Consider the following 25,291-nt stretch of genomic DNA (forward strand, 5'->3'; position numbering starts at 1 on the left):
TGACAGGGTGCAGTTCACCTTTTGGGACAGCCCCTTTTGTCGTTCAATCGATATTCATCGGCATCGGCGGTTATAAATTGCGAAGATTTTCCCATAATGGTAGTACATCGATAGAAAGACTGGCAAGGGAAGGAGGTGGGTTCAAGATGAATTTGGCCGAAATGCTCGGTTATGCCGATATTCAGCAATTGAGCCGGATTGCCGACGTTTATCGCTGCGAATGCAACGGCCATTCCAAGCACGAGCTGATTCAGTCGATCCTGGCGACTGTCGGCCGCAGCGATGTGTTCGAGGAGCAGATCGGCCGGCTTCGGCTGGAGGATATGCGGTTTCTGAGCACGATCATCTTCGAATCGCGCAATTCCTTCAGTCTTGAGGAGCTTGTGGCCAAGGTGCAGCAGAGCCGCTTCGGCATAAAGCCGGATCAACCGGAACCGGCCGGCGAGATGCCGGCCAAAGGGAGAAAAAACGCGGCAAGCCGGAGCGGAAGCAGGAGCCGGCCGCGGCCTGGCAGTCACCGCGGGAGACGATTTTGCGCTTCAAGCATCAGGGCTGGCTGTTTAACGGGCACAGCGGCGTTCACCGCTATTTGTTCCAGGTGCCGGAAGACCTGAAAATGCGGTTTAAAGAGTCGATGCGGCGCAAATTTGCCGAACGGCTCGTCTACACCGGCGAGCCGCCGGCTTACCGCGATGAGCAGCATCTGCTTGCCGACGATATCCGGCGTTTCCTCCATTACGTCCATCATTACGATGTGCCGCTCACGTCCGACGGGTCGATGTACAAGAGGAGCGTTCAGCAGCTGACGGAGCTGCTCGGCGTAAGGGAAGAGCTGCCGAAAGGCGGGTGGCGGTTCGGTTACGGGAGAAAGTTCAAGGAATATCCGAGCCGCATGTCGCTGCTGTACGACTATTGCTATTTCGCCAAATGGCTGGACGAGAGCGGGCCGGTATTGGCGTTGACGCCCGCCGGGCTGGAACGATTGCAATCGGCCGAACGCGAAGAAACGGCCAAGCTGTACCGCTTCTGGATCAGGCTGTATAAGGGAGCGATTCCGAATCTTCAGGCGCTGGTCGGTTGGATCGACAGCCTGGCCGACCGCTGGGTGACGGCGGAATCGCTGAAGCAGGTGTTGACGCCGTTTATCAAGCCGTTCTACTACGACTCGGAAGAAGCGATTTTCGAACAGCGCATCGTGGCGATGATGCTGCATCTTGGCCTTCTTCGGGTAGGGGAGAGCGAGGAGGGAGAAGTCGTACTGCGCATGACGGCCGGCGGACGGTCCGCGGTTGCCGGCGTCCGGGTGGAAGACGGCGACAGGATCGCGCTGTCCTAGCCAACCGGCGTTGACTTGCGGAATCGCCGTCTGGTAGAATCTCTCACTACATATCGAAGGAGAGATCCATGTGATATTGCCTTATCAAGGCCGGATGCCGGTAGTCCCTGACGACGTATATATCGCCGAGGGCGCGAAGCTGATCGGCGACGTCACCGTCGGCGCGGAAAGCTCAATCTGGTTCAACGCGGTGCTGCGGGGCGACCTGGCCCCGATCCGCATCGGCAGCAGATGCAACATCCAGGACGGCGTCATCGGCCATGTCAATACCGGCCAGCCGCTTCTGCTGGACGATGAAATATCGGTCGGCCACGGCGCCATCATCCACGGCTGCAAAATAGGTAAAGGCACATTAATCGGAATGGGGGCCATCGTACTAAACGGTGCCGAAATCGGTGAATATGCTTTAATAGGAGCCGGTTCGCTCGTTACCGAGAACAAGAAAATCCCATCCTATACTCTTTCACTTGGTTCACCCGCCAAAGTTGTTCGGGAACTGACGGAAGGCGATTTGCAGCGGATGCGAAAGACAATGGAGAGCTATGTGGTGAAAGGTAAGGAATATAGGATCTCTTAAACCCCGTGTGGAGGTGTATCCTATGGACAATGCGAAAACGGCGTATGAAGCGATACTGGGACTGGCGGCCGAGATGGTGCTGGACGAGGCTGTGCTGAAATTTCGTACCGAACGTATATACCGGGCGATCGATTCGGCGCTTGTCGAGGGAGACAAGGATACGTTCCGGCGGCTGGCCGAGGAACTGAACGCACTGCGGCATTGAGCGGCGGTGCCATATTGCCGGGATAAAGAAGCCTGTCCGACACCCGAGGGTGTCGGGCGGGCTTTTTACATGCTTCGCCGCAATCATCCTTTTGCTCACTGGGCAAAACGGCGCATCGTCATGTAAGATAGGATAAGTTCGCGTTAACCGGCGAACAATAATATGGAAGGAGCCGATGCGCATTATGAAATTCAGCGACATCAGCGAGAATCAATGGGATGAGCTGTCCCCGTATCTCGATACGTGCCTGCTTCCGGTGACCGGCCTGACGGGACGAGAGCGGCCGTATGAGGCGACGAAGGCGTTGGAGCGATTGCGGGACGTTCTCGACCTGATCGAAATTCCGTTCAAGGGACGGGTCGTCACTTATCCGGCGTGCCATTACGGAGCGGATTCGCCGGCGCTGCTCGAAGACCTTTGCGCGGGCGCGAAAGCCGCCGGTTTCCGGTACGTCGTGCTTGTGACGGGAACTTTCGGACTGGCGCTGACGGCGCCGTCGGCCGACCTGATCGTGGCGCCGGAGCCGGACGGCAAAGCGCCCGACGCTTCACATGTCGCCGAAGCGATCCGCCGCCTGTGGTCGTCGGGTTCGCCGGCGAGCAATTCCGAAGCGGGAGAATAGAATCGCCATCCGCGGGGGAAAACAAGTGGCAGGCAAGGACAAATGTGACAAAATCGTAACAAAATGAGCCGGCCAATTGGAACGGGCTTCAATCGCAATGCCAAATTCTTGACGCTCTTGTACACCTAGGCTATTATAGGTTATGTCTTAGTTCGTCGTGTGTTTTGCCGTGTCTGCAAAACACGAGATACGGTTGGCAAAGGGGGTAGAACAAGAAGATGAGCAACCACGAACACGAAGAATCCGTACACCGCCCGGTGAAGCGCAAGGAGATGACGAGACGTCAATTTTTGGCGTATACGCTCGGCGGCGCCAGCGCGTTTATGGCTGTCGGTCCCGTCCTTCCGATGCTCCGGTTTGCAGTGGATCCTATATTGCAAAAAAGGAAGAAGGCACTTGGGTTAAAGTTGTCGAGGAAGCGAAAGTTACGCAAGAGCCGCAGGAATTCAAGTTCAAGGTTCACCAGGTTGACGGCTGGTATGAGAGCGACCCGGAGAAAGCGGCCTGGATTACGCGGGACGCCAACGGCGAAATTTACGCCCTCTCGCCGATATGCAAGCATCTCGGGTGCACGATCGGGTGGAATACGGATCAGAAGAACGAATACGTGTGTCCTTGCCACGACGCCCGTTATTCGATCGACGGCAAGAATCTGACGGTTGCCCCGCAGCCTCTCGATGAATACGAGCTGAAAATCGAGAACGGATTCGTTTATCTGGGACCACTCAAGCCGAATTCCCGCGTATCTTAAAGGAGGGCGTAAATCAGATGTTTAAAGCGATATACAACTGGATTGACGAACGTCTTGACATTACGCCGATGTGGAGGGACGTTGCGGACCACGAAGTTCCGGAACACGTCAACCCCGCCCATCATTTCTCCGCTTTCGTCTATTGTTTCGGCGGTCTGACGTTTTTTATTACGGTCATCCAAATTTTGTCCGGCATGTTTTTGACGATGTATTACGTACCGGATATTATCAACGCATATGCCAGCGTCGATTATTTGCAGCATAAAGTTCCGTTCGGCGGCATCGTGCGCGGCATGCACCATTGGGGCGCGAGCCTCGTTATCGTCATGATGTTCCTACATACCCTTCGCGTTTTCTTTACAGGATCTTACAAGGCTCCGCGCGAAATGAACTGGGTCGTAGGGATGCTCATTTTCTTCGTCATGTTGGGTCTCGGTTTCACCGGATACCTGCTGCCTTGGGACAACAAGGCATACTTTGCAACCAAAGTCGGCATTCAGATTGCCGAATCCGTTCCGTATATCGGCCCTTACATCGCCGAACTTCTGCAGGGCGGCAGCATCGTAGGCGCGCAAACGCTGACTCGATTCTTCGCGATTCACGTCTTCTTCCTGCCGGGAGCTCTGCTCGTTCTGCTGGCCGCACACTTCTTCACCATTCGGAAGCAAGGCATTTCGGGACCGCTATAAGAGAAGGGAGGGGCAATAATGGCGCACGGTCACAACTCGAATGAGAAAGTCGTTTACGTCGGCGACTCGCGAATCCGTAAACGCAAACATACGATGATACCGCCGGATTACACCGCATTTCCGGGCAAGTCGGAAGCTTTTATTCCGAACTTCCTGCTCAAGGAATGGATGGTGGGTTGCGTCGCCTTGGTCGGTTTTCTCGTCCTGACAATTACGCACCCCGCTCCGCTCGGCTATCCGGCGGACCCGAATACGGTCGGCTATATTCCGATGCCGGACTGGTACTTCCTGTTTCTGTATCAATTTCTGAAGTATCCGTACGCATCGGGGGATTATGTCGTGCTCGGCACGATCGGCGTGCCGGGGGTCGCATTCGGCGCACTGCTGCTCGCTCCGTTTTGGATACGGGCAAGGAGCGCCGCTTCTATCGCCGTCCGATCGCTTCGTCGCTGATGTTCGTATCTCTTATCGCGCTCGTCTATTTGACGAAGGTGTCCTGGGATCACTATCAGCATCAGCTTGAGCTGACGAACACGGTTCCGGAGCATATCGAGCGCGAAGAGAAGGCACGCGAAGCGGCGCTTGCCGGCAAAGAACCGCCGAGCAACAAGCCGCCGGCAGAGCAGGAAGTGCCGATCGTCGCTGCGGACGATCCGGCTAAGCAAATCGCGGAAAAAGCGACCTGTCTGTCCTGCCACGGCACCGATCTGAAAGGCCAGCCGGGAGCGAACATTCCGGCGCTGCGCGGCGTCGGCGACCGGTTGTCCAAAGACGAGCTGGTCAATGTGATTACCGAAGGCATTCCGCCGGGTATGCCGTCTTTCAAGGACAAATTGAGCGCGGATGAAATTGACCAGTTGGCCACTTGGCTGTCCAAGCAGAAGGCGGAAGCCGCGGCCGAATAACACATCAATCGCATTTTACTGCAAAGCAAAACCTGATCGTTCGCGGTCAGGTTTTTTGCTGAAATCGGGAAGGAGAGCGATGGAATGCCGTTCGCTTCGCTATTCGGTCGACCTTTTCTGATGAATCGCGGCGTTCTTTGGACGCTGTTCGCCGTCAATTTGCTCGGCACGATATACGGTTACCTGTGGTACGGGGATCAACTGCTGTTTACGATCGACAACAAACCGGCATGGATGATCCCGTTTGTGCCGGACAGTCCGACCGCGAGCCTCTTTTTTACGCTAAGCTTGCTTTATCTGCTTTTTCCGCCCGAGCGGCCCTCGTCGCTTCCCGGCAGCGTATTGCGTGCCGTTATTGAGGGGCTGGCGGCGGTTACTTCCGTCAAATACGGGATATGGGCCGTCGTCATGATTTTGCCGGAGCAGCTCAGGGCGATCCGCTGAACTGGCAGCACTATATGCTGGTCGTGTCCCATCTCGGCATGGCCGTCGAGGCGCTGCTCTACGCGCGGTATATGCAGTTCGGACGGATGGCGGCATTCGCGGCGACGCTCTGGCTGCTTCTCAACGATACGGTGGACTATACGTTCGGCGTCAACCCGTGGCTGCCGAAGGTGCTTGACGATGATATGCCGGCGATTCGCACCTTTACGTACGGCTTATCGCTGTTCAGCATGCTGACGGTCTGGCTGGCAGTCGCCGTCCGCGGCCGAACCGGAAAACGGTAACGATCTGCCGTTCTTTGGCCGAAGTTATGCCGCGAACGGAATAAAGGCGGACAACCTCTCATACAATGGTACAACGAATAGGCCGTCCGGCGTGCGGGCGGCAAGCCATATGGGAGGGGATTGCCATGAACAAACGGTTCGGGATTATCGTCGCGCTCTGTTTGGTTTTGGCTGCAATCGGGTATGCGCGTAACTCCCAGGCGCTGGGGGAAGAGGCATTATACGGGAAAGGGCAAAAAGAATTGCGGGTTCGATTCGAACAGGCGGCGATCAGCTTGTATGCCGCCGCTTCGGAAGGCAACCGGCAAGCCGGCTACCAGGCTGCCGAACGGCTCGATAGGCTGATGCGCGATGCGCGGCTGACGGCCTACGGAACGCCCGACGGCTGGCGCTCGGTGCGGGAAAGCTTGTCGGCGGTCAAACATTCGCTCGAATCCGGTCAGCCGGGTTCGTCCTGGTATGCTCCGGCGGCCCGCATCCGGCTTGTCGCCGACGTTCTCGTCCGTCCCGGCCGCCCGTTATGGCAGCAGTACGAACCCGTAATGCGCGATGATATCGCGCGCGTCAAAAAGGCGTGGAACCGCCAGACGGGCAACGCGGCAGCCGCCGCCTCCGCGGCGATGGCACAGCTGCGGGAGCACGAAGAGCGGGTCATAGCGGCGGCGCTCATGCAGCGCTCTCCGGACACGGTGGCCGGCGCGGAAAGCGCCATCCGTTACATGGACCGGCTGCTCGCGCAAGCCGCCGAGGGAAAAGGCGAGAAGACCGCGGTCGCCGCTTCTTTCGATATGGCGGAGGACGCGCTGGCGCTGTTGTTTCACGGCAGCGGAGAAACGGACAACGAACCGGCCGTAGCGATTCCGATAGTCGGCATACCGGCGGTATGGACATTCTGGATCGGTGCTTTCATCGTGGCGACGCTTGCCTATTCGGCCTGGCATCGGCGCATTCGCGAGCCTTATATTGTCGTGGCACGGCAAGAGGAAGGCAAGCCGCAGCCGATTTATGCGAAAGAACGTCCACGTTCCGAAAAACGCCGCAAGCGGATTACTCCTCCTTGAACCCTTCGCCCAGCACATCGTGCACTTCGGCGATCACGACGAACGAGCGCGGGTCGATATTGCGGATCATCGCCTTCAGCTTGCGAATTTCATGGCGGGATACGACGCAATAGACGACCTGCTTCTGTTGTCCGGAATAAGCGCCGATCGCCGGCATAATCGTCACCCCGCGATCCAGCTCCTCGGAAATGCGCTTCGCGAGTTCTTCCCCGCGGTCGGTAATAATCGAGAACGCTTTGGCCGCATAAGCGCCCTCCTGAATGAAGTCGATCAGCTTGGAAGCGATAAAGACGGCTACAAGCGTGTAAAGCACTTTTTCGATCGGAATGAACAGCAGGGAGGCGCCGATAATGACGGCGTCAAGCGCCAATATCACTTGCCCGATGCCGATTCCGCGCCATCTTGATGCGATACGGGCGATAATGTCTGTGCCGCCGGTCGTGCCGCCGAAGCGAAAGACGATGCCGAGTCCTGCGCCAAGCGTAACGCCGGCATACAAAGCGGCCAGAATATAATCCTGGGACGTATGAAACGGCGTGATCCATCCCCGCTCGATCAGCTTTTCCCAAAAGGCCAGAAAAACGGACAGCGATACCGTTCCCATCAGCGTGTAAGCCATCTGTTCCTTCCCCAGCAATCGCCAGCCGATCAGAAACAGCGGTATATTAAGCGCCAGCGTCGATACGGAAAGCGGCCAGCCGAGCGCATAATTCAGCAGCACGCCGATGCCGGTCACGCCGCCCTCCATCAGCTGGTTCGGAATGACGAAAAACTGTAAACCGAAAGCGTAAATGGCCGTCCCGAGCAGAATGGGAACGATCGTGCGGAGCCTTACCCCCCAGTTGCGCAGCATCACGAACGACCTCCTTCCGGCAATTTTGGTTCCGATACTGGTAGTATATCAAATAGTGCCCAGGGTTTAACCGGCAGACGATGCTTTACGTTGAAAAACGTTGTGTTCGACACCGCTTTACGTTAACATATGAGTTGTAAAACTACAGCCGAAAGGAACATAGCCGATGTCAGAGAAATCATTGGCCGAGATGCAGCGGGAGGTCGATCGATATATCGGCCAGTTTAAGGAAGGCTACTTCAGTCCGCTGGCGATGCTCGCCAGGCTGACCGAGGAAGCGGGCGAGCTGGCCCGGGAAGTGAACCATCTTTACGGCGAGAAGCCGAAGAAGGCGGATGAAGCCGACAATTCGATCGAGATGGAGCTTGGCGATCTGCTCTTCATTATTATATGCTTCGCCAATTCGCTGCAAATCGATCTTACGGAAGCCCATAACAAGGTGATGCACAAGTTCGCCACGCGCGATGCGAACCGCTGGACGAAGAAAAACGCCGAACCGTAAAGGGCGCCTCTACATATGCTGTACCATCACGCCATGTACAAGGAGGATAGGCGGATGGACGGCGGCATATATATCCAAAAAGCTTACGAATCGATATTAAGCGGAGATTTCGAGCAGGCGATCGACTGGTTCGATCGGGCGATTGAAGCCGATCCGGACAATGCCGACTATCATTATAAATGTTCGATATCGTGTTCGCGAAGCGGCAAATGGCCGAAAGCGCTGCTGCATGCGGAGAAAGCGGTCGGGCTCGAGCCCGGGCGCGAAGAATACCGGTTTCACAAACGGACGATCGAAGCCAAAATACTGCTGATCGAAGCGGAAAAGCTGCTTGCGGAGGAACCGCCGCAAACCGAGGGCGCTCTGCCGCTGCTGCGTCAGGTTACCGAGCTCGACCCGCTTTCGTTCGAAGCGTTTTATTTGATGGGACTGGCATGCGCCGGTATGAACAGACTGGAGGAAGGAACCGTATATGCCCGCGAAGCGCTGCGGCTCGATCCGGGCCATTCGGCCGCCCGCACGCTGTATGCGGACTTGAGGCGGAAACAGCGCTTTATGCGCGGTCGCGCCGGCAGACATAAACGAAGAAAGAACAGGTGATGACGATGACAGAACAGATACGAGTAGCCGTAACGGGCGGAGGCGGCCGCATGGGCCGGGAGGTTGTCAAGATGGTGCTGGAGGACGAGGCGCTGCGGCTTGTGGCGGTCGTCGATCCGTCGGCCGGCGCAACCGACGCGGCCGAGCTTGCGGGCAAGCCGGCTTGCGGCGTTCCGGTTTCCCGGACGCTTGACGAGGCGCTTGCGGATGCGCAAGCCGACGTGCTGGTCGATTTTACCGTCCCGCACGCGGCTTTCGGCAATACGAAAACGGCGATCGAGCACGGCATTCGTCCGGTCGTCGGAACGACGGGCTTTACCCCGGAGCAAATCGACGAATTGGACAAGCTGTGCCGGGAGCGGGAAATCGGCGGTCTGATCGCGCCGAACTTCTCGATCGGCGCCATTCTGATGATGAAATTCGCCGCCGAAGCGGCAAAATATTTTCCGCATCTCGAAATTATCGAATATCACGGCGATCAGAAGCTCGACGCTCCATCCGGAACGGCGGTCAAGACGGCCGAACTGATCTCCGAGGTGCGCCGGGAGCTTCGTCAAGGCAATCCGAAAGAGGAAGAGACGATCGAAGGCGCGAGGGGCGGCTATTACAACGGCTTCCGCATTCACAGCGTGCGGCTGCCCGGCGTATTCGCCCAGCAGGAAGTCATTTTCGGCGCTTTCGGCCAGACGTTGAAAATCCGGCATGATTCGTATGATCGGGCAGGCTATATGCCGGGCGTGAACGTAGCGATCAAAAAGGTGATGACCTACACGGGGCTCATCTACGGATTCGAGCATTTGATGGACTGACGCGAACGCAGTACAAGCCCGAGGGGGAGAGAAATGATGGCACAAATGAGCATCGCATTCATCGCGCATGACCGAAAAAAGAAGAGATGGTCAACTTCGTTACCGCATACGAGCACGTTTTTCGGCCGCATAAGCTGTATTCGACCGGGACGACCGGCATGCGGATTATGGAGAAGACCAATCTGAATATACATCGATTTCTGTCCGGACCGCTCGGGGGAGATCAGCAGATCGGCGCGCTTGTGGCGCGCAATGAGCTGGATCTGATCATTTTTCTGCGCGATCCGTTAATGGCGCAGCCTCACGAACCCGATATTATTGCGCTGCTCCGGCTGTGCGACGTTCAGGGCATTCCGGTCGCAACGAATGTGGCGACGGCCGAACTGCTGGTCAAGGCTCTGGAGCGCGGCGATTTTGCATGGAGGGAGCTTGTCCACAAATACAAGGCCGATGAACAGACAGGTGGGACGATATGATCCGTAAACTGGACATACTTATATTCGGCGCTCATCCGGACGATGCCGAGATCGGGATGGGGGGGACGATCGCCAAGCATGTGCATGCCGGCTTGCATGTCGGCATATGCGACTTGACCGCGGCCGAGATGTCCTCCAACGGCACCGTAGAACTGCGGCGGCAGGAAGCCGCCGCCGCTTCTGCGGTGCTTGGTTTATCGGCCCGAACCTGTCTCGGTTTGCCCGATCGCGGGCTGTCGTTCGACGAGGCGCAGATCGGCGCGATAACGGCGGAAATTCGCCGTTTTCGCCCGCGTATCGTATTTGCCCCGTATTGGAACGATCGCCATCCGGATCACAATCAATGCAGCCGGATGGTCGAAGAAGCGGTATTCAACGCCAAGCTGCGCCGCTACCGGCCGGAGCTGCCGGCCTGGCAGGTCAGCCAACTGGTTTTCTATTATATCAACGATGTGGAGAACGTCACATTGACCGTAGACATTACCCCGTTTCAGGAGACGAAGAGGCGCGCGCTCGAAGCGTACCGGTCGCAATTCGCGCCGGTGGAAGCCGGCGAAGACCGGGTAGCGACTCCGCTTAACCAGCGGTATGTGGAGCGCGTGGAAGCGCGCGATGCGCTGCTCGGCCAATCGATGTCCTGCGATTATGCGGAAGGATTCGCGCTGAAGCGTCCGTTTGCAGTCGATTTATTTTGATCGTCCGCTGATGTAGACCGGGTTGTGCGCGAATATATTTTAGAAAACCGGACATTGAAGCCATATGTCAATTACGGGGGGGCACCGCTATGGCGCGAAAGCTGAAAATCGGCATAACCTGTTACCCCACACTGGGTGGTTCGGGTGTCGTAGCAACCGAACTCGGCAAATTGCTCGCCGAACGGGGGCACGAAATTCATTTTATTACCCACAGCATTCCGTTTCGACTGGGACATTTCAGCAAAAACGTTTATTATCACGAAGTCGAAGTCAATGACTATTACGTATTCCGTTATCCGCCGTACGACCTGTCGCTTGCGAGCAAAATGGCCCAGGTGGTCAACATGCAGCAGCTCGATCTGCTCCATGTTCATTATGCGATTCCCCACGCGGTATGCGCTTATCTGGCGAAAGAGATGGTTGGGCGCGACCTGAAAACGGTCACGACGCTGCATGGCACCGACATTACGGTGCTGGCGCAAGACGAGTCGCTGAAGGATCTGATCCGGCTTGCCATTCATCGCAGCGATGCGGTAACCGCCGTTTCAAACGATTTGATCCGGGAGACGCGAGAGCTGCTCGATATCGATTCCCCGATCGACCTGACTTATAACTTCGTGGACAAACGGATCTATTATCCGCGCGATGCAAGCCAGCTTCGCAACGACTACGCGCTGCCGCATGAAAAAGTATTGATGCATATTTCCAACTTCCGTCCGGTAAAGCGCGTCAGCGACGTCATCGATATTTTGCGCTGGTGGCCGAGCAGCTTCCGAGCAAGCTGCTGCTCGTCGGCGAAGGCCCGGAGTTGTCGAAAATACAGTGCAAAATCAAGCAGATGGGGCTTGAAGACAACGTTCATTTTCTCGGCAAGCAGGAGGATGTCGCCCAAGTGATCTCGATGGCCGACCTATTGCTTCTTCCTTCGGAGAAGGAGAGCTTCGGCCTGGTCGCCCTGGAGGCGATGGCATGCGGCGTGCCGACGATCGGCTCGCTTGCCGGCGGCATCCCCGAGCTTGTGCTGGACGGAATAACCGGTTATCTTTCGCCGATCGGGGATGTGGAAGCAATGGCGCGCAATGCGGTGCGGCTGCTGACGCAGCCTGAGCTGTACGCCCGCTTCCGGGCCGCCTGCATCGAACGTTCGAGAACGCGGTTCTGCAACGATTTGATCACCTCGGAGTACGAACGCATTTATTACCGGGTGCTTGGCGTCGAGGCGGAACTTCCGGTTCCGGTATGCGGGGATTGACCGATGCGGCCGCTCGATCCGTTGATGCAGGAGGCGCTGCCGGTTATTCGGAAGCTGGAGAGCGGCGGATTTGAGGCGGTGTTCGTCGGCGGCTGCGTCCGCGATTCGTTGATGGGACGCCCGCTCGCCGATATCGATATCGCCACTTCGGCTTTGCCGGAGCAAGTCGCCGCCCTGTTTCCGCGGACGCTGCCGACCGGCCTTCGCCACGGCACGGTAACGGTCCGTTCGGGCGGTCGGACCTGCGAGGTGACGACATACCGCGTCGAATCCGGCTATCACGATCACCGCAGACCGTCGGAGGTCGAATTCGTCGATGATTTGACGACAGACCTGATGCGCCGCGATTTTACGATCAACGCGATCGCGATGCGGGCGGACGGGACGGTCGTCGACCCGTTCGGCGGCATCGCCGATCTGAAACGCCGCGTTATCCGCTGCGTCGGCGATCCGGAGGAACGGTTTTGCGAGGACGCGTTGCGGATGCTGAGGGCGATCCGCTTTGCTTCCGTTTTCGGCTTCCGGCTCGCCTTTTCGGTTTGGAAGGCGCTAGTCCGGTGCCGCGAGCTGCTGCGCCACATTGCGATGGAACGGATTCGCGCCGAGCTGGAGAAAATAATGGCAGGCCCGGACCCGGGACGGGGGCTCGCCCTGTTGACGGCGAGCGGTTTGGCGGCGTATACGAAGGAACCGCTGCCTGAAGCGCTGCGGGCGGCAAAGCGGCCGGACCCGGGAAGCCCGCTTGCGCGCTGCGCCGGGGGACTGAGCCAAGTCGCCGGACTGAGCGAACGGTTGGCCGCGCTGTTCATGATGGCGGGCGCAAGTCCCGAGGATGCCGCGTCCGCGCTGAAGACGCTGCGGTTTCCGAAAGCGGAGACGGAACGGATCGTTTCCGTCGTTCGCCTTCACGCCATGACAGGCGGAGGGAGACCGCTCGGGGAACCGGTGCCGGTGCCGGAGAATCCGGTTCATTCGGCAAGTCGCACGCAATGGATCGATGCTGTTCTCGCATGCGGCGCGGAAGCGGCGGACGGCTGGCTGTCCATTGCCGGCGCCTGCCGGCTCGTGCCGTCCGACGTGCAGGCGCAGCGCCGGACATGGCTTAAGGAGTTGCCTGCGGCTTCCGTGCGTGAGCTGGCCGTGGGCGGGTCGGATCTGATTCGGCGGCTCGGTCTGACGGCGGGCCCCGCCGTCGGCCGATTGCTGGACAAGCTGCTTCGGGAAGTGGCGTACGGGCGGCTGCCGAACGAACGCGAGGCGCTGCTCGAGCAGGCCGAAACATGGAACAAAAACAGGGGTGACTGACGATGACTCCAACGTTGCTGGAGCTGCTTGAAGCGAAACCCGGACAGTATGTGTCCGGCGAGACGATAAGCAAAGAGCTCGGCGTCAGCCGGACGGCGGTATGGAAGCAGATTCGGAAGCTTGAGGAGGCCGGCTACCGGTTCGAGGCGTCCCGAAGACTCGGCTACCGGCTTGTCGGAAAGCCGGACCGGCTCACGGCGGACACGCTGCTGGGGCAGCTGCGGACGCAGCGGTTCGGCCGGCGCGTTTATTTGTACGACGAGCTCGGATCGACGCAGGACGCCGCGCAGAAGCTTGCGGAGGAAGGCGCGGAAGAAGGCACCCTGGTCATTGCCGAGCGGCAGCTGAACGGCAAGGCCCGGATGGGGCGAAGCTGGATTTCGCCGTTTGGCAAAGGCATCTGGATGAGCATGGTGCTGCGCCCGCCGCTGCCGGTGCATTCCGCCCCGCAGATCACGTTATTGATTGCCGTCGCGCTTTGCCGGTCGCTGCGGCGCAACACCGGATTGCCGATCGGCATCAAGTGGCCGAACGATCTGCTTGTAAACGGCAAAAAATAAGCGGAATCTTGCTGGAATCGTCGGCTGAAGACGAGCGGCTGCGCTATATTGTGGCCGGCGTCGGCATCAGCGTAAATCTCGAGCCGGCCGACTATACGCCCGAAGTGGCCGCGAAGGCGACGTCGCTGGCGATCGAATGCGAGCGCAAGCTGGACCGGACCGCGTTGCTTGCCGATTTCCTGGGCGAGTGGGAACAATTGTACGAGCTGTATTTGACGGAAGGGTTCGGTCCGGTCAAGTCGTTGTGGGAAGCGCTGGCCGTCGTGCTGAACCGCCCCGCCGTGCTGACGACTCCGCAAGGAATCGTGGAAGGCACGCCGATCGCCCTGGACGACAGCGGCGCAATCAAGGTAAGAAAAAAGACGGCACGGTGATCGACGTTTTCGGCGGAAATGGGCGAGCCTGCGGAAGAAGGCGGCGAATAACGAGATGCTTCGGGGCAGATGATCGTTCATTTACGGCCGCAACATTTTCTGCTATACTCGAAACGAACGGGCGGTATCGCATGTCGCCGAACTGCACCGTCGTGTTATGGGGTATGATACAGGTTAATAAGAAGTAACTGCAGGCATTGCGCACTCTGCTCTGAGCCGTAGGGACCGAGACAGAAGGAAGCAAGCATAGGAACCAATGGAACGGCCTATGCACCGATAACGGTTGCGTTTCAATTTGTCGGCTTGCGTTTCCTTTTGATTGGGAACCTTTTTAGCGGCGGCTAAAAGGTTTTTTTTGCGTTCAGGCATTCTCATTCAAAAAGGAGAGGATAACGATGAGCCATAGCCATAGGCCGCTCACCATTACGAAATTGAAAAACATGAAACAGGAAGGCGTTCCGATATCGATGCTGACCGCTTACGATTATCCGTCGGCCAAGCTGGCGGAGGAAGCGGGAATCGATCTGCTGCTCGTCGGCGATTCGCTCGGCAATGTCGTGCTGGGCTACGAGACGACGATTCCGGTAACGCTGGACGACATGATTTATCATACGAAAGCGGTGGCGCGCGGCGCCGCCGGCACGTTTATCGTCGCCGATATGCCGTTTATGACCAGCCGCGTCGGCGTCGAGACGGCGCTTCGCAGCGCCGCGCGGCTTATGCAGGAAGGCGGGGCGCATGCGGTCAAGATGGAAGGCGGCCGGGAAATCGCCGACGAAGTGGCGGCCTGCGTGCGCGCGGGTATTCCCGTTATGGGCCATATCGGCCTGACGCCGCAATCGGTTCATCAGATCGGCGGCTACAAAGTGCAGGGCAAGCTGGAACAGGAAGCGGAGCGTCTGCTCGCGGACGCGCTTGCGCTCGAAAGCGCGGGCGCATTCGCTATCGTGCTGGAGCTCGTCACCGAACCGATTGCCGAGAAATTACGAACCGATTGTCTATTCCGACAATCGGGATCGGCGCCGGGCGCCATTGCGACGGTCAGGTGCTCGTCTTCCATGATTTGCTGCAATACGCTTCGCCTTACCGCGAGAAACGGTTCGTAAAAACGTATGCCGATATCGGCACGACGATTCGCGACGCGATCGGCCGCTATGTCGGCGATGTCAAACAACGCGCATTTCCCGAACAGCGCCACGCATTCGAAGCTGCGACGGCGGCGCAAAGCAAGGATGAGGCGATGTCGTTGTACGGCGGGCAAGACGGGAGGAAGACGACATGAACATTAGCAGAAGCATTGCCGACGTAAGGGAGCGGATCGCCGCCTTCCGGCGCGAGCATCCCGGAGCGTCCGTCGGATTCGTTCCGACGATGGGATATTTGCATGAAGGGCATGCCGCATTGCTGCGCCGTTCCGTCGCGGAATGCGATTTTACGGTGATCAGCATTTTCGTCAATCCGCTGCAATTCGGCCCGAACGAAGATCTGGAACGTTACCCGCGAGACGAGGACCGCGATCTGAAGCTCGCCGCCGAATGCGGCGCCAATCTCGTATTTCTTCCAACCGTTGAGGAGATGTATCCGAAGCGGCAGCGCACGATCGTATCGGTCAGCGGCGTAACCGAACGCTTGTGCGGCGCCTCGCGTCCGGGACACTTCGACGGGGTGGCGACAGTTGTCAGCAAACTGCTGCACATCGTCGGGCCGGATCGGGCATACTTCGGTATGAAGGACGCTCAGCAAATCGCGGTCATCCGGACGATGGTCGAAGATTTGAATTTTCCGGTCGACATCGTCCCGGTGGAGACCGTTCGGGAGCCCGACGGCCTTGCGCTCAGCTCGCGCAACGTGTACCTGTCTCCCGAAGAGCGGCGTCAGGCCGCCGTGCTGTCGCAGGCGCTCGAACACGCACAGAGGTGGAGCGCGGAGCCCGGCATGACCGCTCCCGTTCTGGAAGAGCGGGTCAAATCGCATATTCGGACGGCGCCGCTGGCCGTCATCGATTACGTGGAAGTATTGACGTATCCCGAACTGGAACAGCCCGGCGCCGATACGCCGCTGGCCGAAATTTCCGGGGAACTGATTTTGGCGTTGGCCGTCAAATTCGGCAGCACGCGTCTCATTGACAACCGTCTGCTGAATCTGCAGGAGGTGACTCAAGCATGTTCCGCACCATGATGAAATCGAAGCTTCACCGGGCGACGGTAACCGAAGCCAATCTCAATTATGTCGGAAGCATTACGATCGACGAAGAATTGATGGAACTGGCCGATATTTGGCCGAACGAAAAGGTTCAAATCGTCAACAACTACAATGGCGCAAGACTGGAAACGTACGTTATTCCGGGAGAGCGGGGATCGGGCGTCATCTGCCTTAACGGGGCGGCAGCCCGGCTCGTACAGCCCGGAGACCAGGTTATCATCATTTCTTACGGTTTAATGACCGAGGAGGAAGCGAAGGCGTACGCGCCGAAAGTAATCGTACTGGACTCGCATAACCGTCCGGTCGCGACGATGGCGGAGGAGAAGCACGCCACTATTTTGTAACGAAAGGATTATGCTGACTGAAGGCTGCTGCGTAATTGCAGCCTTATGTAACGGCTGGCATGGGGTATGAAAAGCACCCCATCGACGCAGAATGAGCGTAACACTTTCTCATTCGAAGCGAAGGTGGGATGCGGCTTATGTTTCGCCAAATGTTTGCAGTCATGAATGAACTGCTTGATGAAATTATGACGACTTATCCCCATGTTTCCGATGAAGAGCGGCTGCGCCTGAACGAGCAGATCGATCAGCTGCGCACCGTAAGCGACTCCCTGATCGAACAATGGCTGGGATTTGAAGAAAAAATGTCGGCATTTTACGAAATGGCCGGCGGAACGCAGCAGCCGGATCAACCGGCGAAAGCTTCTGCCGGCAAGCAGGCGAAGGGAACCGGCAGCGAGCCGGCCGACGCGGAAGCATTATCCGAATCTGCCTTATACTTGACCAAAGGACAAGGCTATTTCAAGCTGTTGATGTTCGAGCAGGCGGCGGACGCTTTTCAAACGGCTGTCGCCAAGGCGCCGGAATGCAACCTGTCGCGTCTGTTTTGGCGATGTCGTTCATGCATTTGCAGCAGTGGGACGAAGCCCAGAAGCATTTTCAACTGCTGGTCGCATTGACCGACCATCCCCGTTTGCAGGCTCTCGGATACAATGCGCTCGGCTGCATCCAGGCCGTTCATCTGCAGTTGGAACAAGCGGAATATTATTTTCGGAAAGCCCATGAAACCGACCCCGGCTTTGCGGACCCGCTGAATAATTTGAAATCATGCAAGGAAAAGCGCGGCCACATGGCTTTGTATTTCGGGAGCGCCGAGCTTAGTTGTATGTGAGAGGATCGGGAACCGGATGAAATTTGCTGTGTTGGATTTGGAAACGACGGGTCATCAGCCCGATGATGATATTATACAAGTCGGGATCGTGGTGCTTGACGAGGAGCTGGCCGTTATCGATACGTACAGCTCCTTCGTCCGTCCGAACGGCGGCATTCCGCCGTTCATTACCCGATTGACGGGAATTGACGACCGCACTGTCGAAAATGCGCCCGAGCTCGATGAAGTGATGATGGCAGTCGTCCGGCTTATCGGCGACACGGTGCTCGTCGCGCACAATGTCGGATTTGACGCCTCTTTTTTGAATACGGCGCTCGACCGGTGCGGATACGGGCCGTTCGTCGGACGAAGGCTGGATACGATTGAGTTGCTGCGCATTTTATATCCGTCGCTCGGCACATATCAGCTCGGTTCGGTAACGGAGCTGTTCGGCATTAGGCATGACCGCCAGCACCGGGCCGACAGCGACGCCATGGCGACGGCGGAACTGTTCGCGGCTTGCGTTCGCAAAATGCGGGAGCTGCCGCTCTTGACGCTTCAACGGTTCGCCGGAATTATTCCGGAGTATGACGATTTGGGCTGGTTCGTCCGTCAAGTTTTGGATTGGAAGCAAACCCAAACTTCCGTCGATCCGGACGCCTACGCCTATTATAACCAATTCGCGCTCAAAGCCGGCGACTGGACCGATGAGCTGCCGCCGCGGGCCGAAATGGAAGAATCGCCGCTCGAGAACGTATCGTACGAGCAATATTTAAGCGGCGTCAAATCGCGCTTCCGCGATCTGTTCGACCGCTATGAGGAACGCGAGGCGCAGGACCAGATGTTCCGGGAAGTGCATGAGGCGCTGGAGAACGACAGCCATTTGCTGATCGAGGCCGGCACCGGAACAGGCAAGTCGCTCGGCTATTTAATTCCTGCTCTTTATTATGGTATCCGCCAGGAGAAAAAGATAGTCGTCAGCACGCATACCATTAATCTTCAGGAGCAGCTTCGCCAGCGCGACATCCCGCTGCTGCAGGAACTGCTTCCGTTCCCTTTTAAAGCCGCGATATTTAAAGGTAGAGGCAATTACTTATGCTTGCGTAAATTCGAAGCCAAAGTCAACAGCCGCGATTTCGCTTCGCCGATCGACGACGCGCTGACCGCATCGCAAATGGTGACATGGCTCGGGGAGACGGAAACGGGCGATCAGGAGGAGTTGAACCTCGGAAGCAAGGGAGCCGAGTTTTGGAGCACCGTGGCAAGCGACGCCGACTCCTGTCTGAACCGCGCCTGCCCGTGGTTCAGGCGCTGCTTCTACCACCGGGCCAAGCATGAAGCGGGCATGGCCGATGTCATTATTACGAATCATTCGATGCTGTTCACCGATATACGCGCCGAGCATCGGCTGCTGCCGGCCTATGATCATCTGATCGTCGACGAGGCGCATCATCTGGAAGAAGTGGCGGGCAAGCATCTTGGGCTGCAGCTTTCCTATTATTCGCTCGTGCAGCCGCTTACCCGGCTCGTCAAAGACGCTCGTCAAGGCCTTCTGATGGCGCTGCGCGTCAAGCTGACAGGCGAAGACGACGAATTCGCGCAAGCGTGGCGGGAAACGATCGACGAGCTCATTCCGGCGCTCGCCGAAGCGAGAGAGTATTGGGACAAGCTGTTTGAGCTGCTGCACGGCGTAGCGGGCAAAGGCGGCGACAGCCAGGATAACGCGCAGACGGTGTACCGTCTGCGGAGAGATCGCATGCCTGGGGATTGGGAAACGATCGCGGGCGTCGAAGCGAACGTTTACGCCGCGCTTCAGCCGGCCGTCCGCAAGCTGGACAAGACGTTGTCGGAGATCAAGGAACGGTCGGACGACCATGCGATGCAGGCGCTCGTGACCGATTTGAACGGCTGCGTCAAAGATATTTCCAGAGCCCGGGACGATTTGCGCACGTTCATTAAGGCGGACAAGGCCGACACCGTTTACTGGATCGAAACGGGAACGTCCGGCCGCCCCGGCCGATCGGTTCATCTGTTCGCCGTGCCTGCCGATGTAAGCGGCGAGCTCCGCGAATATTTCTTCAACCGGAAGAAGAGTGTCGTTCTGACAAGCGCCACGTTGTCGGTTCAGAAGTCGTTTCAATACGTTTGCGAACAGATCGGGTTGTCGGGGCAGGAGGAGCAGGGCCGCCTCAAGACGGTGCAGCTGCCTTCTCCGTTCAATTATCGCGAGCAGGCGCTCGTCATCATTCCGCGCAATTTTCCCGTTCTGAAGGGCGCGAACGGCGACGAACGCTTTGTCTCGATGCTGGCTTCGTCGCTTGCGGAGGCGGCCCGCGAAACGAACGGACGGATGCTCGTCCTGTTTACGTCGTACCGCATGCTCCGGCACACTTACGACAAGCTCAAGGAAGAGCTGTCGGACAGCGGCATCCAGGTGCTGGGACAGGGTGTGGACGGCGGCAACCGCAGCAAGCTGACGAGGCGGTTCGTGCAGCAGCCTGCTTCGGTGCTGCTCGGCACGAGCAGCTTCTGGGAAGGAGTAGACATTCCCGGCGAAGCGCTCACTTGTCTGGCGATTGTACGGTTGCCTTTTCAACCGCCGAATCATCCGCTCATCGAAGCCAAGTCGGAAATGCTGCAGGAGCAGAAGCAGAATCCGTTCATGAAGCTGTCCGTCCCGCAAGCGGTCATCCGATTCAAGCAAGGCTTCGGCCGTCTGGTCAGAACGGCGCAGGACCGCGGCATCGTGCTGATCTACGACACGCGAGTGATTGAGACGTATTACGGCAAACATTTTCTGTATTCGTTGCCGGGACCGAAAATCGAGCATATGCATCTCGATAAAATGATTCCCAGGATGCGCGAATGGCTGGCAGGCGGCCATCGGAAGGAGGCGGAAGCATGAAGCAGTCGAAAATATCGGAAGCGGTCGTCAAACGGCTGCCGGTATACCTGAATGTTCTGACGGAGCTGTCCAAGCGTGATGTCCAGACCGTCTCGTCGCAGGAGCTCGGACAGAAGCTGGACCTTAATCCGGCGCAAATCCGCAAGGATCTGGCCTATTTCGGCGAATTCGGACGCAAGGGCATCGGTTATGACGTATCGTATCTGATCGAGAAAATACGCCAAATCCTGAAGCTCGACAAGCCGCTGCACGTCGCCCTTGTCGGCGCCGGCAATCTGGGACATGCCCTGTGCAATTACAATACCTACGTCGAGGACAATATGAAAATTACGGCCGTTTTCGACGCCCATCCGGGCAAAGTCGGGATGAAAATCAACGGCCTGACCGTTCAGCCGATGGAGGAACTGAAGGAAACGGTCGGCAGGCTCGACATCCGCGTCGGCATCATTACGGTGCCGGCTGTCGAAGCGCAAAATGTTGCAGACCGGTTTATCGAGGCCGGCATTGAAGCCATTCTCAATTTCGCCCCGGTCATTTTAAAGGCGCCCGACGAGGTTCGGATTCATCATGCCGATTTTACGACCCAACTGTTAAGCCTGGCCTATTATTTGGATAAAGAAAGGGACGAAACCGATGAAGGAATGGCTGATTGAGAACGGAATTTTTGTCACGATGGATGAGGAGCATCCGGTCGTGCGCGGGTATATGCATGTAGTCGGAGACCGGATTGCCTATATCGGTCCGGAAGCGCCTGCCGGCGTGTCGCCGGATGCGGAGAAAGTAAGCGGTCAAGGACTCGTCTTCATGCCCGGGATGATCAACACGCACGGCCATGCATCGATGACGCTGCTTCGCGGCTATTCCGACGATCAAGTGCTGCAAGTGTGGCTGCAGGAAAAGATGTGGCCGATGGAAGCGAAATACGAGGCACAAGACGTGAAAACGGGAGCTGCGCTGGCCATCGTCGAAATGCTCAAATCCGGCACGACGCTGTTCGTTGATATGTACGACCGGATGGAGGTTGTCGCGGAGGTGGTCGAGCAGTCCGGCATTCGGGGCACTCTGATGCGCGGCGTTATCGGTCTCGGGCCGGAAGAGGAGCGCCGGTCGAAGCTGCAGGAGGCGATCCGTTTCGTCCGGGATTGGCACGGCAAGGCGGACGGCCGGATTACGGCGATGATGGCCCCGCACGCGCCGTATACTTGTCCTCCGGCGTATATCGAACAGTTCGTGCAGGCCGCCCACGATCTGGACGTGCCGCTCCATACGCATATGTCGGAGACGATTGCGGAGGTGGAGCAGAACGTCCGTGATTACGGTGCCCGGCCGGTCGAGCATCTGGACCGTCTCGGCTTCTTCTCGCGCCAGGCGCTCGTCGCGCATGCCGTTCATCTAACTGACGAAGAGATTGCGCTTCTGGCCGAACGCGGCGTATCGGTATCCCACAATCCGGCCAGCAATTTGAAGCTGGCAAGCGGCGTTGCGCGGGTTCCCGATATGCTTCGGGCTGGCGTCAAGGTTTCGCTTGGCACGGACGGGGCGGCAAGCAACAACAATCTCGATCTGTTCGACGAAATGCGGCTTGCGGCGCTCATCCATAAAGGCGTATCGGGCGATCCGACGGCTGTGCCGGCGATCGAAGCGCTCCGTCTGGCGACGGTATACGGCGCGCGGGCGCTCTGGCGGGACGATCTCGGGGTGCTCAAGGCCGGCATGAAGGCCGACTTTATCGCGCTGGATATGGAGCAGGCCCATTTCTATCCGCATTCCGATCTCGTATCCCATCTCGTCTACGCGGCGAACGGCCGCGACGTCCGCCACGTATGGATCGACGGCCGCCAAGTGGTGAAAGGCGGCGTGTGTACGCTGCTTGACGAGGAGAAAATACGCCGCGACGCTCAACAGTCGTTTGAGCGTCTCATTAACGGCTGATGCGGGCGCAACGCAAAAAAGCGCCCCCGATCATGACGCCGCGGCGTTGGGCGGCCGTTGCCGCTGCGGCGTTGCTGCTCGCCGTCATCGCCATCCACCAATATTACCGGGTTATCCAGCAGCCGGTCTGGAACGAGGAACGGGAAGCGTCCGCACGGGCGAAGGAGCTGGCTGGACTGACCGAAGTATTGCGCGCTGAAAAGGTCGTCTGGGACGAGACGTTCTGGATTGTCAAAGGGATCGACGGCGACGGCGAAGAGGTATGGGTATGGTTGCGGGATCGCGGTGTCCGGACGGTCAAGGCGGCCGAGGCGGTCTCGCCGGACGAGGTGAAAGAACGGGTCCGCAGCCGCTACGCGGGAGCCGATATCGTCCGCATCCGCCCCGGACTTCTGCAGGGCGAGCCGGCGTGGGAAGTGTTTTATTCGCTGCCGGATGCGGGCGGCAAATATTTTTACGATTTTTACGACTTTAAGGACGGAACGCACAAGGTAACGTACCGGATTCCCGGACGTACCGCCGACTGACGTTTCCTGATATTACACCCCCTTTTGCGCATCGCGCTATGATATACTTTTCCTATAGATCTGTCTGCTAGGCGAAGTGAATCATGGTGGCGACGAGGAAGGGGGTTTTACAGCATGAACAGCAAACTGCGAATCGTTCCCATCATGCTAACCGCCGTATTGTCTGCCGGACTGCTGTTCGGCGGTTGGTTTCTATATAAGCAAGTCGTAGTGGCCGGCCCGCTCGAAGAAGCGCTGCGGGAGATGCCGGGCGTCGTGTCGGGCAATCCGGTTATCGATGCCGATCATGTGAACGTTCATCTCAAGCTTGCGCCGGATGCCGATCTGCGCGAAGTATATGAGCGGATCGTCACGCAGGGGGCGACTGCCATCGGCGACCGAAAAGTCCGGCTCTTTATCGAAGATTCGGAGGACGCCGGACTGGAAACGATATGGTCTACCGTTCTGTTCGACGTGGCGGAAGCGATGGAGACGAGGCGGTACTCCAAAATTCCGGCGGCGCTGAAGGAACTGGAGCAAGCTTATCCGGGCTTCAAGGCCTCGACCGAAATCGACGCCGACAATGTGTATATTACGATGCGCCGGGGCGATGCCGTGAAGCATGTCGTGCTGCCGCGCATTCCCGATACGCTGGGAGTGTGGCCGAATGCTTAAGTACGGTAAGGAAATCGCGATCGGCTTCCTGCCGGTGCTGCTCGTTTTTCTTGTCTTTCTGAAGGTGAATATCGTGCCGCTGCTGCTCGTCGCCGCGCTCGGCGGCATTCTGTTCTATGCGGTGCGGGCGCGAGGCAACGTTGCGCCGGCCGGCGGGAAGCGCCGTCTGCCGGCGCGCTCGTCCGTTCAGCTAACGTTCGACGAGATCGGGGGACAGGAACGGGCGAAGCAGGAGCTGACCGAAGCGCTCGATTTTTGGTGAATCAGGAGCAAATTGCCAAGTTCGGCATCCGCCCGCTGAAAGGCATTCTGCTGACCGGGCCGCCGGGAACCGGCAAGACGCTGCTTGCCAAAGCGGCCGCCCATTATACCGATTCAGTCTTTGTAGCCGCATCCGGCAGCGAATTTGTGGAGATGTACGTCGGCGTCGGCGCGAGCCGCATCCGCGAGCTGTTCAAGGAAGCCCGCAACAAAGCGGTCAAGGCCGGCAAAAGCGGCGCGGTCGTCTTCATCGACGAAATCGACGTCATTGGCGGCAAGCGGGACGGCGGCCAGCACCGCGAATACGATCAGACGCTGAACCAGCTGCTGACCGAGATGGACGGCATTCATACGTCCGATACGCCGCGCATCCTGCTGATCGCAGCGACGAACCGCAAGGAGATGCTGGACAACGCGCTGCTTCGTCCGGGACGCTTCGACCGGCATATCGGGGTCGATCTGCCGGACAAAAAAGGTCGGCAGCATATATTGAACATTCATGCCCGCAACAAGCCGCTCGCCGAGGACGTGAGCCTGGAGCAAGTGGCCGAAGAAACGTTCGGCTTCTCGGGCGCACAGCTGGAGAGCGTCCTGAACGAAGCCGCCATCTATGCGATGCGCGAGAACGAGGAAGCGATCCGGCAGCACCACTTGGCGATGGCGATCGACAAAGTGATGATGGGCGAGAAAACCGACCGCGAAGCGACGCGGGAGGAGCGCGAGCGCGTGGCGCTTCACGAGCTGGGCCATGCGATCGTCGCCGAGCTGGTGCGTCCGGGCAGCGTCTCCCAGGTGGCGCTATCGCCGCGCGGCCAGGCGCTCGGCTATGTCCGTCACAATCCGCAGCAGGACCGTTACCTGTATACCCGGGAATTTCTCGAAGGGCAAATTATGATCGCGCTCGGCGGGGCTGCAGCGGAAGAGATGTTTTACGGCGACCGCAGCACCGGCTCCCGGGGCGATTTCGAGCAGGCGATGGGGATCGTGCGCACGATGGTCGAATCGGGACTGACCGAAGCGGGCATCGTCGACAGCAGCATGATGACGCCCGACAGCTGGGCGAAAGTGACGGGGACGATTCTGGACCGGCTTATGGAACGGACGAAGGAACTGCTCGCCGGCTACAGAACGGTATTTCTGCAATCGCTCGACGTGCTTGTTCACGAGGAGACGATGGACGGGAACCGGTTCCGGGAGCTGCTGGCGGAGCACGGGGAAAGCCGCAGCGCGTAAGCGGAAGGCGGTTTTTGTACGCCGTTTGCGCAGCGTTCGTAAATTGTTCACAATGCGATATAGAAAAAAACAAGGCGGGCGTGCGGCTCGCCTTCTTATTTTTGCGAACCGTTATAATATAAGAT

21 protein-coding genes and 8 pseudogenes are annotated in these 25,291 nt (G+C 58.1%); 28 read left to right on the plus strand and 1 reads right to left on the minus strand.

Translation table 11 applies throughout. The features are described from left to right. Positions 1-146: 146 nt before the first annotated feature. The 10 genes and pseudogenes from PACILC2_RS28630 (at position 147) to PACILC2_RS10565 (ending at position 6,874) form a co-directional block, all read left to right on the plus strand. Entirely contained in the window at positions 147-614 is a 468-nt protein-coding gene (locus tag PACILC2_RS28630) for a hypothetical protein (RefSeq protein WP_307860524.1), read from the plus strand. Next, positions 533-1,336, plus strand: a complete 804-nt coding sequence (locus PACILC2_RS10525) for a hypothetical protein (protein WP_244863422.1) — start codon at positions 533-535, stop codon at positions 1,334-1,336. The genes PACILC2_RS28630 and PACILC2_RS10525 overlap by 82 nt, the downstream gene beginning before the upstream one ends. A gap of 94 nt (positions 1,337-1,430) precedes the next feature. Then, positions 1,431-1,913, plus strand: coding sequence for a gamma carbonic anhydrase family protein (locus PACILC2_RS10530; RefSeq protein WP_372447107.1), 483 nt, complete (start codon positions 1,431-1,433; stop codon positions 1,911-1,913). A 22-nt stretch (positions 1,914-1,935) separates the two neighbouring features. Further along, entirely contained in the window at positions 1,936-2,118 is a 183-nt protein-coding gene (locus PACILC2_RS10535) for an IDEAL domain-containing protein (protein ID WP_062492774.1), read from the plus strand. A 184-nt stretch (positions 2,119-2,302) separates the two neighbouring features. Beyond that, complete coding sequence (locus tag PACILC2_RS10540) at positions 2,303-2,740, plus strand: DUF2487 family protein (protein ID WP_062496789.1); 438 nt, start codon at positions 2,303-2,305, stop codon at positions 2,738-2,740. A gap of 218 nt (positions 2,741-2,958) precedes the next feature. After that, positions 2,959-3,491 (plus strand): annotated as a pseudogene (locus PACILC2_RS10545) (Rieske (2Fe-2S) protein). A gap of 17 nt (positions 3,492-3,508) precedes the next feature. Then, positions 3,509-4,180: a menaquinol-cytochrome c reductase cytochrome b subunit gene (gene qcrB / locus PACILC2_RS10550; RefSeq protein ID WP_062492776.1), complete on the plus strand. Its 672-nt coding sequence runs from the start codon at positions 3,509-3,511 to the stop codon at positions 4,178-4,180. Between the two features lie 18 nt (positions 4,181-4,198). After that, positions 4,199-5,085, plus strand: a pseudogene (locus PACILC2_RS10555) (c-type cytochrome). A gap of 84 nt (positions 5,086-5,169) precedes the next feature. Continuing rightward, a pseudogene (locus tag PACILC2_RS10560) lies at positions 5,170-5,813 on the plus strand (DUF1405 domain-containing protein). Between the two features lie 125 nt (positions 5,814-5,938). Further along, entirely contained in the window at positions 5,939-6,874 is a 936-nt protein-coding gene (locus tag PACILC2_RS10565; protein ID WP_213528828.1) for a sporulation protein YpjB, read from the plus strand. Here PACILC2_RS10565 and PACILC2_RS10570 read toward each other — a convergent pair. Then, positions 6,861-7,727 carry a YitT family protein gene (locus tag PACILC2_RS10570; RefSeq protein WP_062492780.1) on the minus strand — a complete coding sequence of 289 codons (867 nt, stop codon included), beginning with the start codon at positions 7,725-7,727 and terminating at the stop codon, positions 6,861-6,863. The two genes, PACILC2_RS10565 and PACILC2_RS10570, sit on opposite strands and share 14 nt — an antisense overlap. A 166-nt stretch (positions 7,728-7,893) precedes the next feature. On the opposite strand from PACILC2_RS10570, the gene PACILC2_RS10575 reads away from it, so the two are divergent. From PACILC2_RS10575 to PACILC2_RS10660, 18 genes and pseudogenes are all read left to right on the plus strand, one after another. Next, positions 7,894-8,229, plus strand: coding sequence for a nucleotide pyrophosphohydrolase (locus PACILC2_RS10575; RefSeq protein ID WP_062492781.1), 336 nt, complete (start codon positions 7,894-7,896; stop codon positions 8,227-8,229). A gap of 54 nt (positions 8,230-8,283) precedes the next feature. Next, positions 8,284-8,829, plus strand: coding sequence for a tetratricopeptide repeat protein (locus PACILC2_RS10580; protein ID WP_213528829.1), 546 nt, complete (start codon positions 8,284-8,286; stop codon positions 8,827-8,829). 5 nt (positions 8,830-8,834) lie between these two features. Beyond that, positions 8,835-9,638, plus strand: coding sequence for a 4-hydroxy-tetrahydrodipicolinate reductase (dapB, locus tag PACILC2_RS10585; RefSeq protein ID WP_213528830.1), 804 nt, complete (start codon positions 8,835-8,837; stop codon positions 9,636-9,638). Between the two features lie 45 nt (positions 9,639-9,683). Then, positions 9,684-10,114: pseudogene (mgsA, locus tag PACILC2_RS10590) on the plus strand (methylglyoxal synthase). Beyond that, the gene (gene bshB1, locus PACILC2_RS10595) at positions 10,111-10,809 is read left to right on the plus strand and encodes a bacillithiol biosynthesis deacetylase BshB1 (protein WP_213528831.1); all 699 of its coding nucleotides are present in this window, start codon (positions 10,111-10,113) and stop codon (positions 10,807-10,809) included. The pseudogene mgsA and the gene bshB1 overlap by 4 nt, the downstream one beginning before the upstream one ends. Positions 10,810-10,898: 89 nt before the next feature. Further along, positions 10,899-12,061, plus strand: a pseudogene (gene bshA / locus PACILC2_RS10600) (N-acetyl-alpha-D-glucosaminyl L-malate synthase BshA). 3 nt (positions 12,062-12,064) lie between these two features. Continuing rightward, complete coding sequence (locus PACILC2_RS10605; protein ID WP_213528832.1) at positions 12,065-13,366, plus strand: CCA tRNA nucleotidyltransferase; 1,302 nt, start codon at positions 12,065-12,067, stop codon at positions 13,364-13,366. Positions 13,367-13,368: 2 nt separating this feature from the next. Continuing rightward, positions 13,369-14,300, plus strand: a pseudogene (locus tag PACILC2_RS29870) (biotin--[acetyl-CoA-carboxylase] ligase). A 395-nt stretch (positions 14,301-14,695) separates the two neighbouring features. After that, positions 14,696-15,582 (plus strand): annotated as a pseudogene (gene panB / locus PACILC2_RS10615) (3-methyl-2-oxobutanoate hydroxymethyltransferase). Next, positions 15,579-16,478, plus strand: a complete 900-nt coding sequence (gene panC, locus PACILC2_RS10620; RefSeq protein ID WP_062492788.1) for a pantoate--beta-alanine ligase — start codon at positions 15,579-15,581, stop codon at positions 16,476-16,478. Before panB ends, panC begins: the two are co-directional and overlap by 4 nt. Next, positions 16,463-16,846: an aspartate 1-decarboxylase gene (gene panD, locus PACILC2_RS10625; RefSeq protein WP_062492789.1), complete on the plus strand. Its 384-nt coding sequence runs from the start codon at positions 16,463-16,465 to the stop codon at positions 16,844-16,846. The genes panC and panD overlap by 16 nt, the downstream gene beginning before the upstream one ends. Before the next feature lie 137 nt (positions 16,847-16,983). Next, positions 16,984-17,463 (plus strand): hypothetical protein, encoded by a 480-nt coding sequence (locus tag PACILC2_RS10630; RefSeq protein ID WP_213528833.1) that lies wholly within the window; start codon positions 16,984-16,986, stop codon positions 17,461-17,463. 228 nt (positions 17,464-17,691) lie between these two features. After that, on the plus strand, positions 17,692-20,559 hold the full coding sequence (dinG, locus tag PACILC2_RS10635) for an ATP-dependent DNA helicase DinG (RefSeq protein ID WP_213528834.1): 2,868 nt from the start codon (positions 17,692-17,694) through the stop codon (positions 20,557-20,559). Next, positions 20,556-21,212 (plus strand): redox-sensing transcriptional repressor Rex, encoded by a 657-nt coding sequence (locus tag PACILC2_RS10640; protein ID WP_213528835.1) that lies wholly within the window; start codon positions 20,556-20,558, stop codon positions 21,210-21,212. Before dinG ends, PACILC2_RS10640 begins: the two co-directional genes overlap by 4 nt. Next, on the plus strand, positions 21,193-22,491 hold the full coding sequence (locus PACILC2_RS10645) for an amidohydrolase (protein WP_213528836.1): 1,299 nt from the start codon (positions 21,193-21,195) through the stop codon (positions 22,489-22,491). Before PACILC2_RS10640 ends, PACILC2_RS10645 begins: the two co-directional genes overlap by 20 nt. A gap of 32 nt (positions 22,492-22,523) precedes the next feature. Then, positions 22,524-23,018, plus strand: coding sequence for a cell wall elongation regulator TseB-like domain-containing protein (locus PACILC2_RS10650; protein ID WP_145977202.1), 495 nt, complete (start codon positions 22,524-22,526; stop codon positions 23,016-23,018). Positions 23,019-23,132: 114 nt separating this feature from the next. Beyond that, the gene (locus tag PACILC2_RS10655; protein WP_213528837.1) at positions 23,133-23,672 is read left to right on the plus strand and encodes a hypothetical protein; all 540 of its coding nucleotides are present in this window, start codon (positions 23,133-23,135) and stop codon (positions 23,670-23,672) included. After that, positions 23,665-25,166, plus strand: a pseudogene (locus PACILC2_RS10660) (AAA family ATPase). The gene PACILC2_RS10655 and the pseudogene PACILC2_RS10660 overlap by 8 nt, the downstream one beginning before the upstream one ends. Positions 25,167-25,291 lie beyond the last annotated feature (125 nt).

This window comes from Paenibacillus cisolokensis (genome assembly GCF_018403665.1).
Lineage (GTDB): Bacteria > Bacillota > Bacilli > Paenibacillales > Paenibacillaceae > Paenibacillus_AH > Paenibacillus_AH cisolokensis.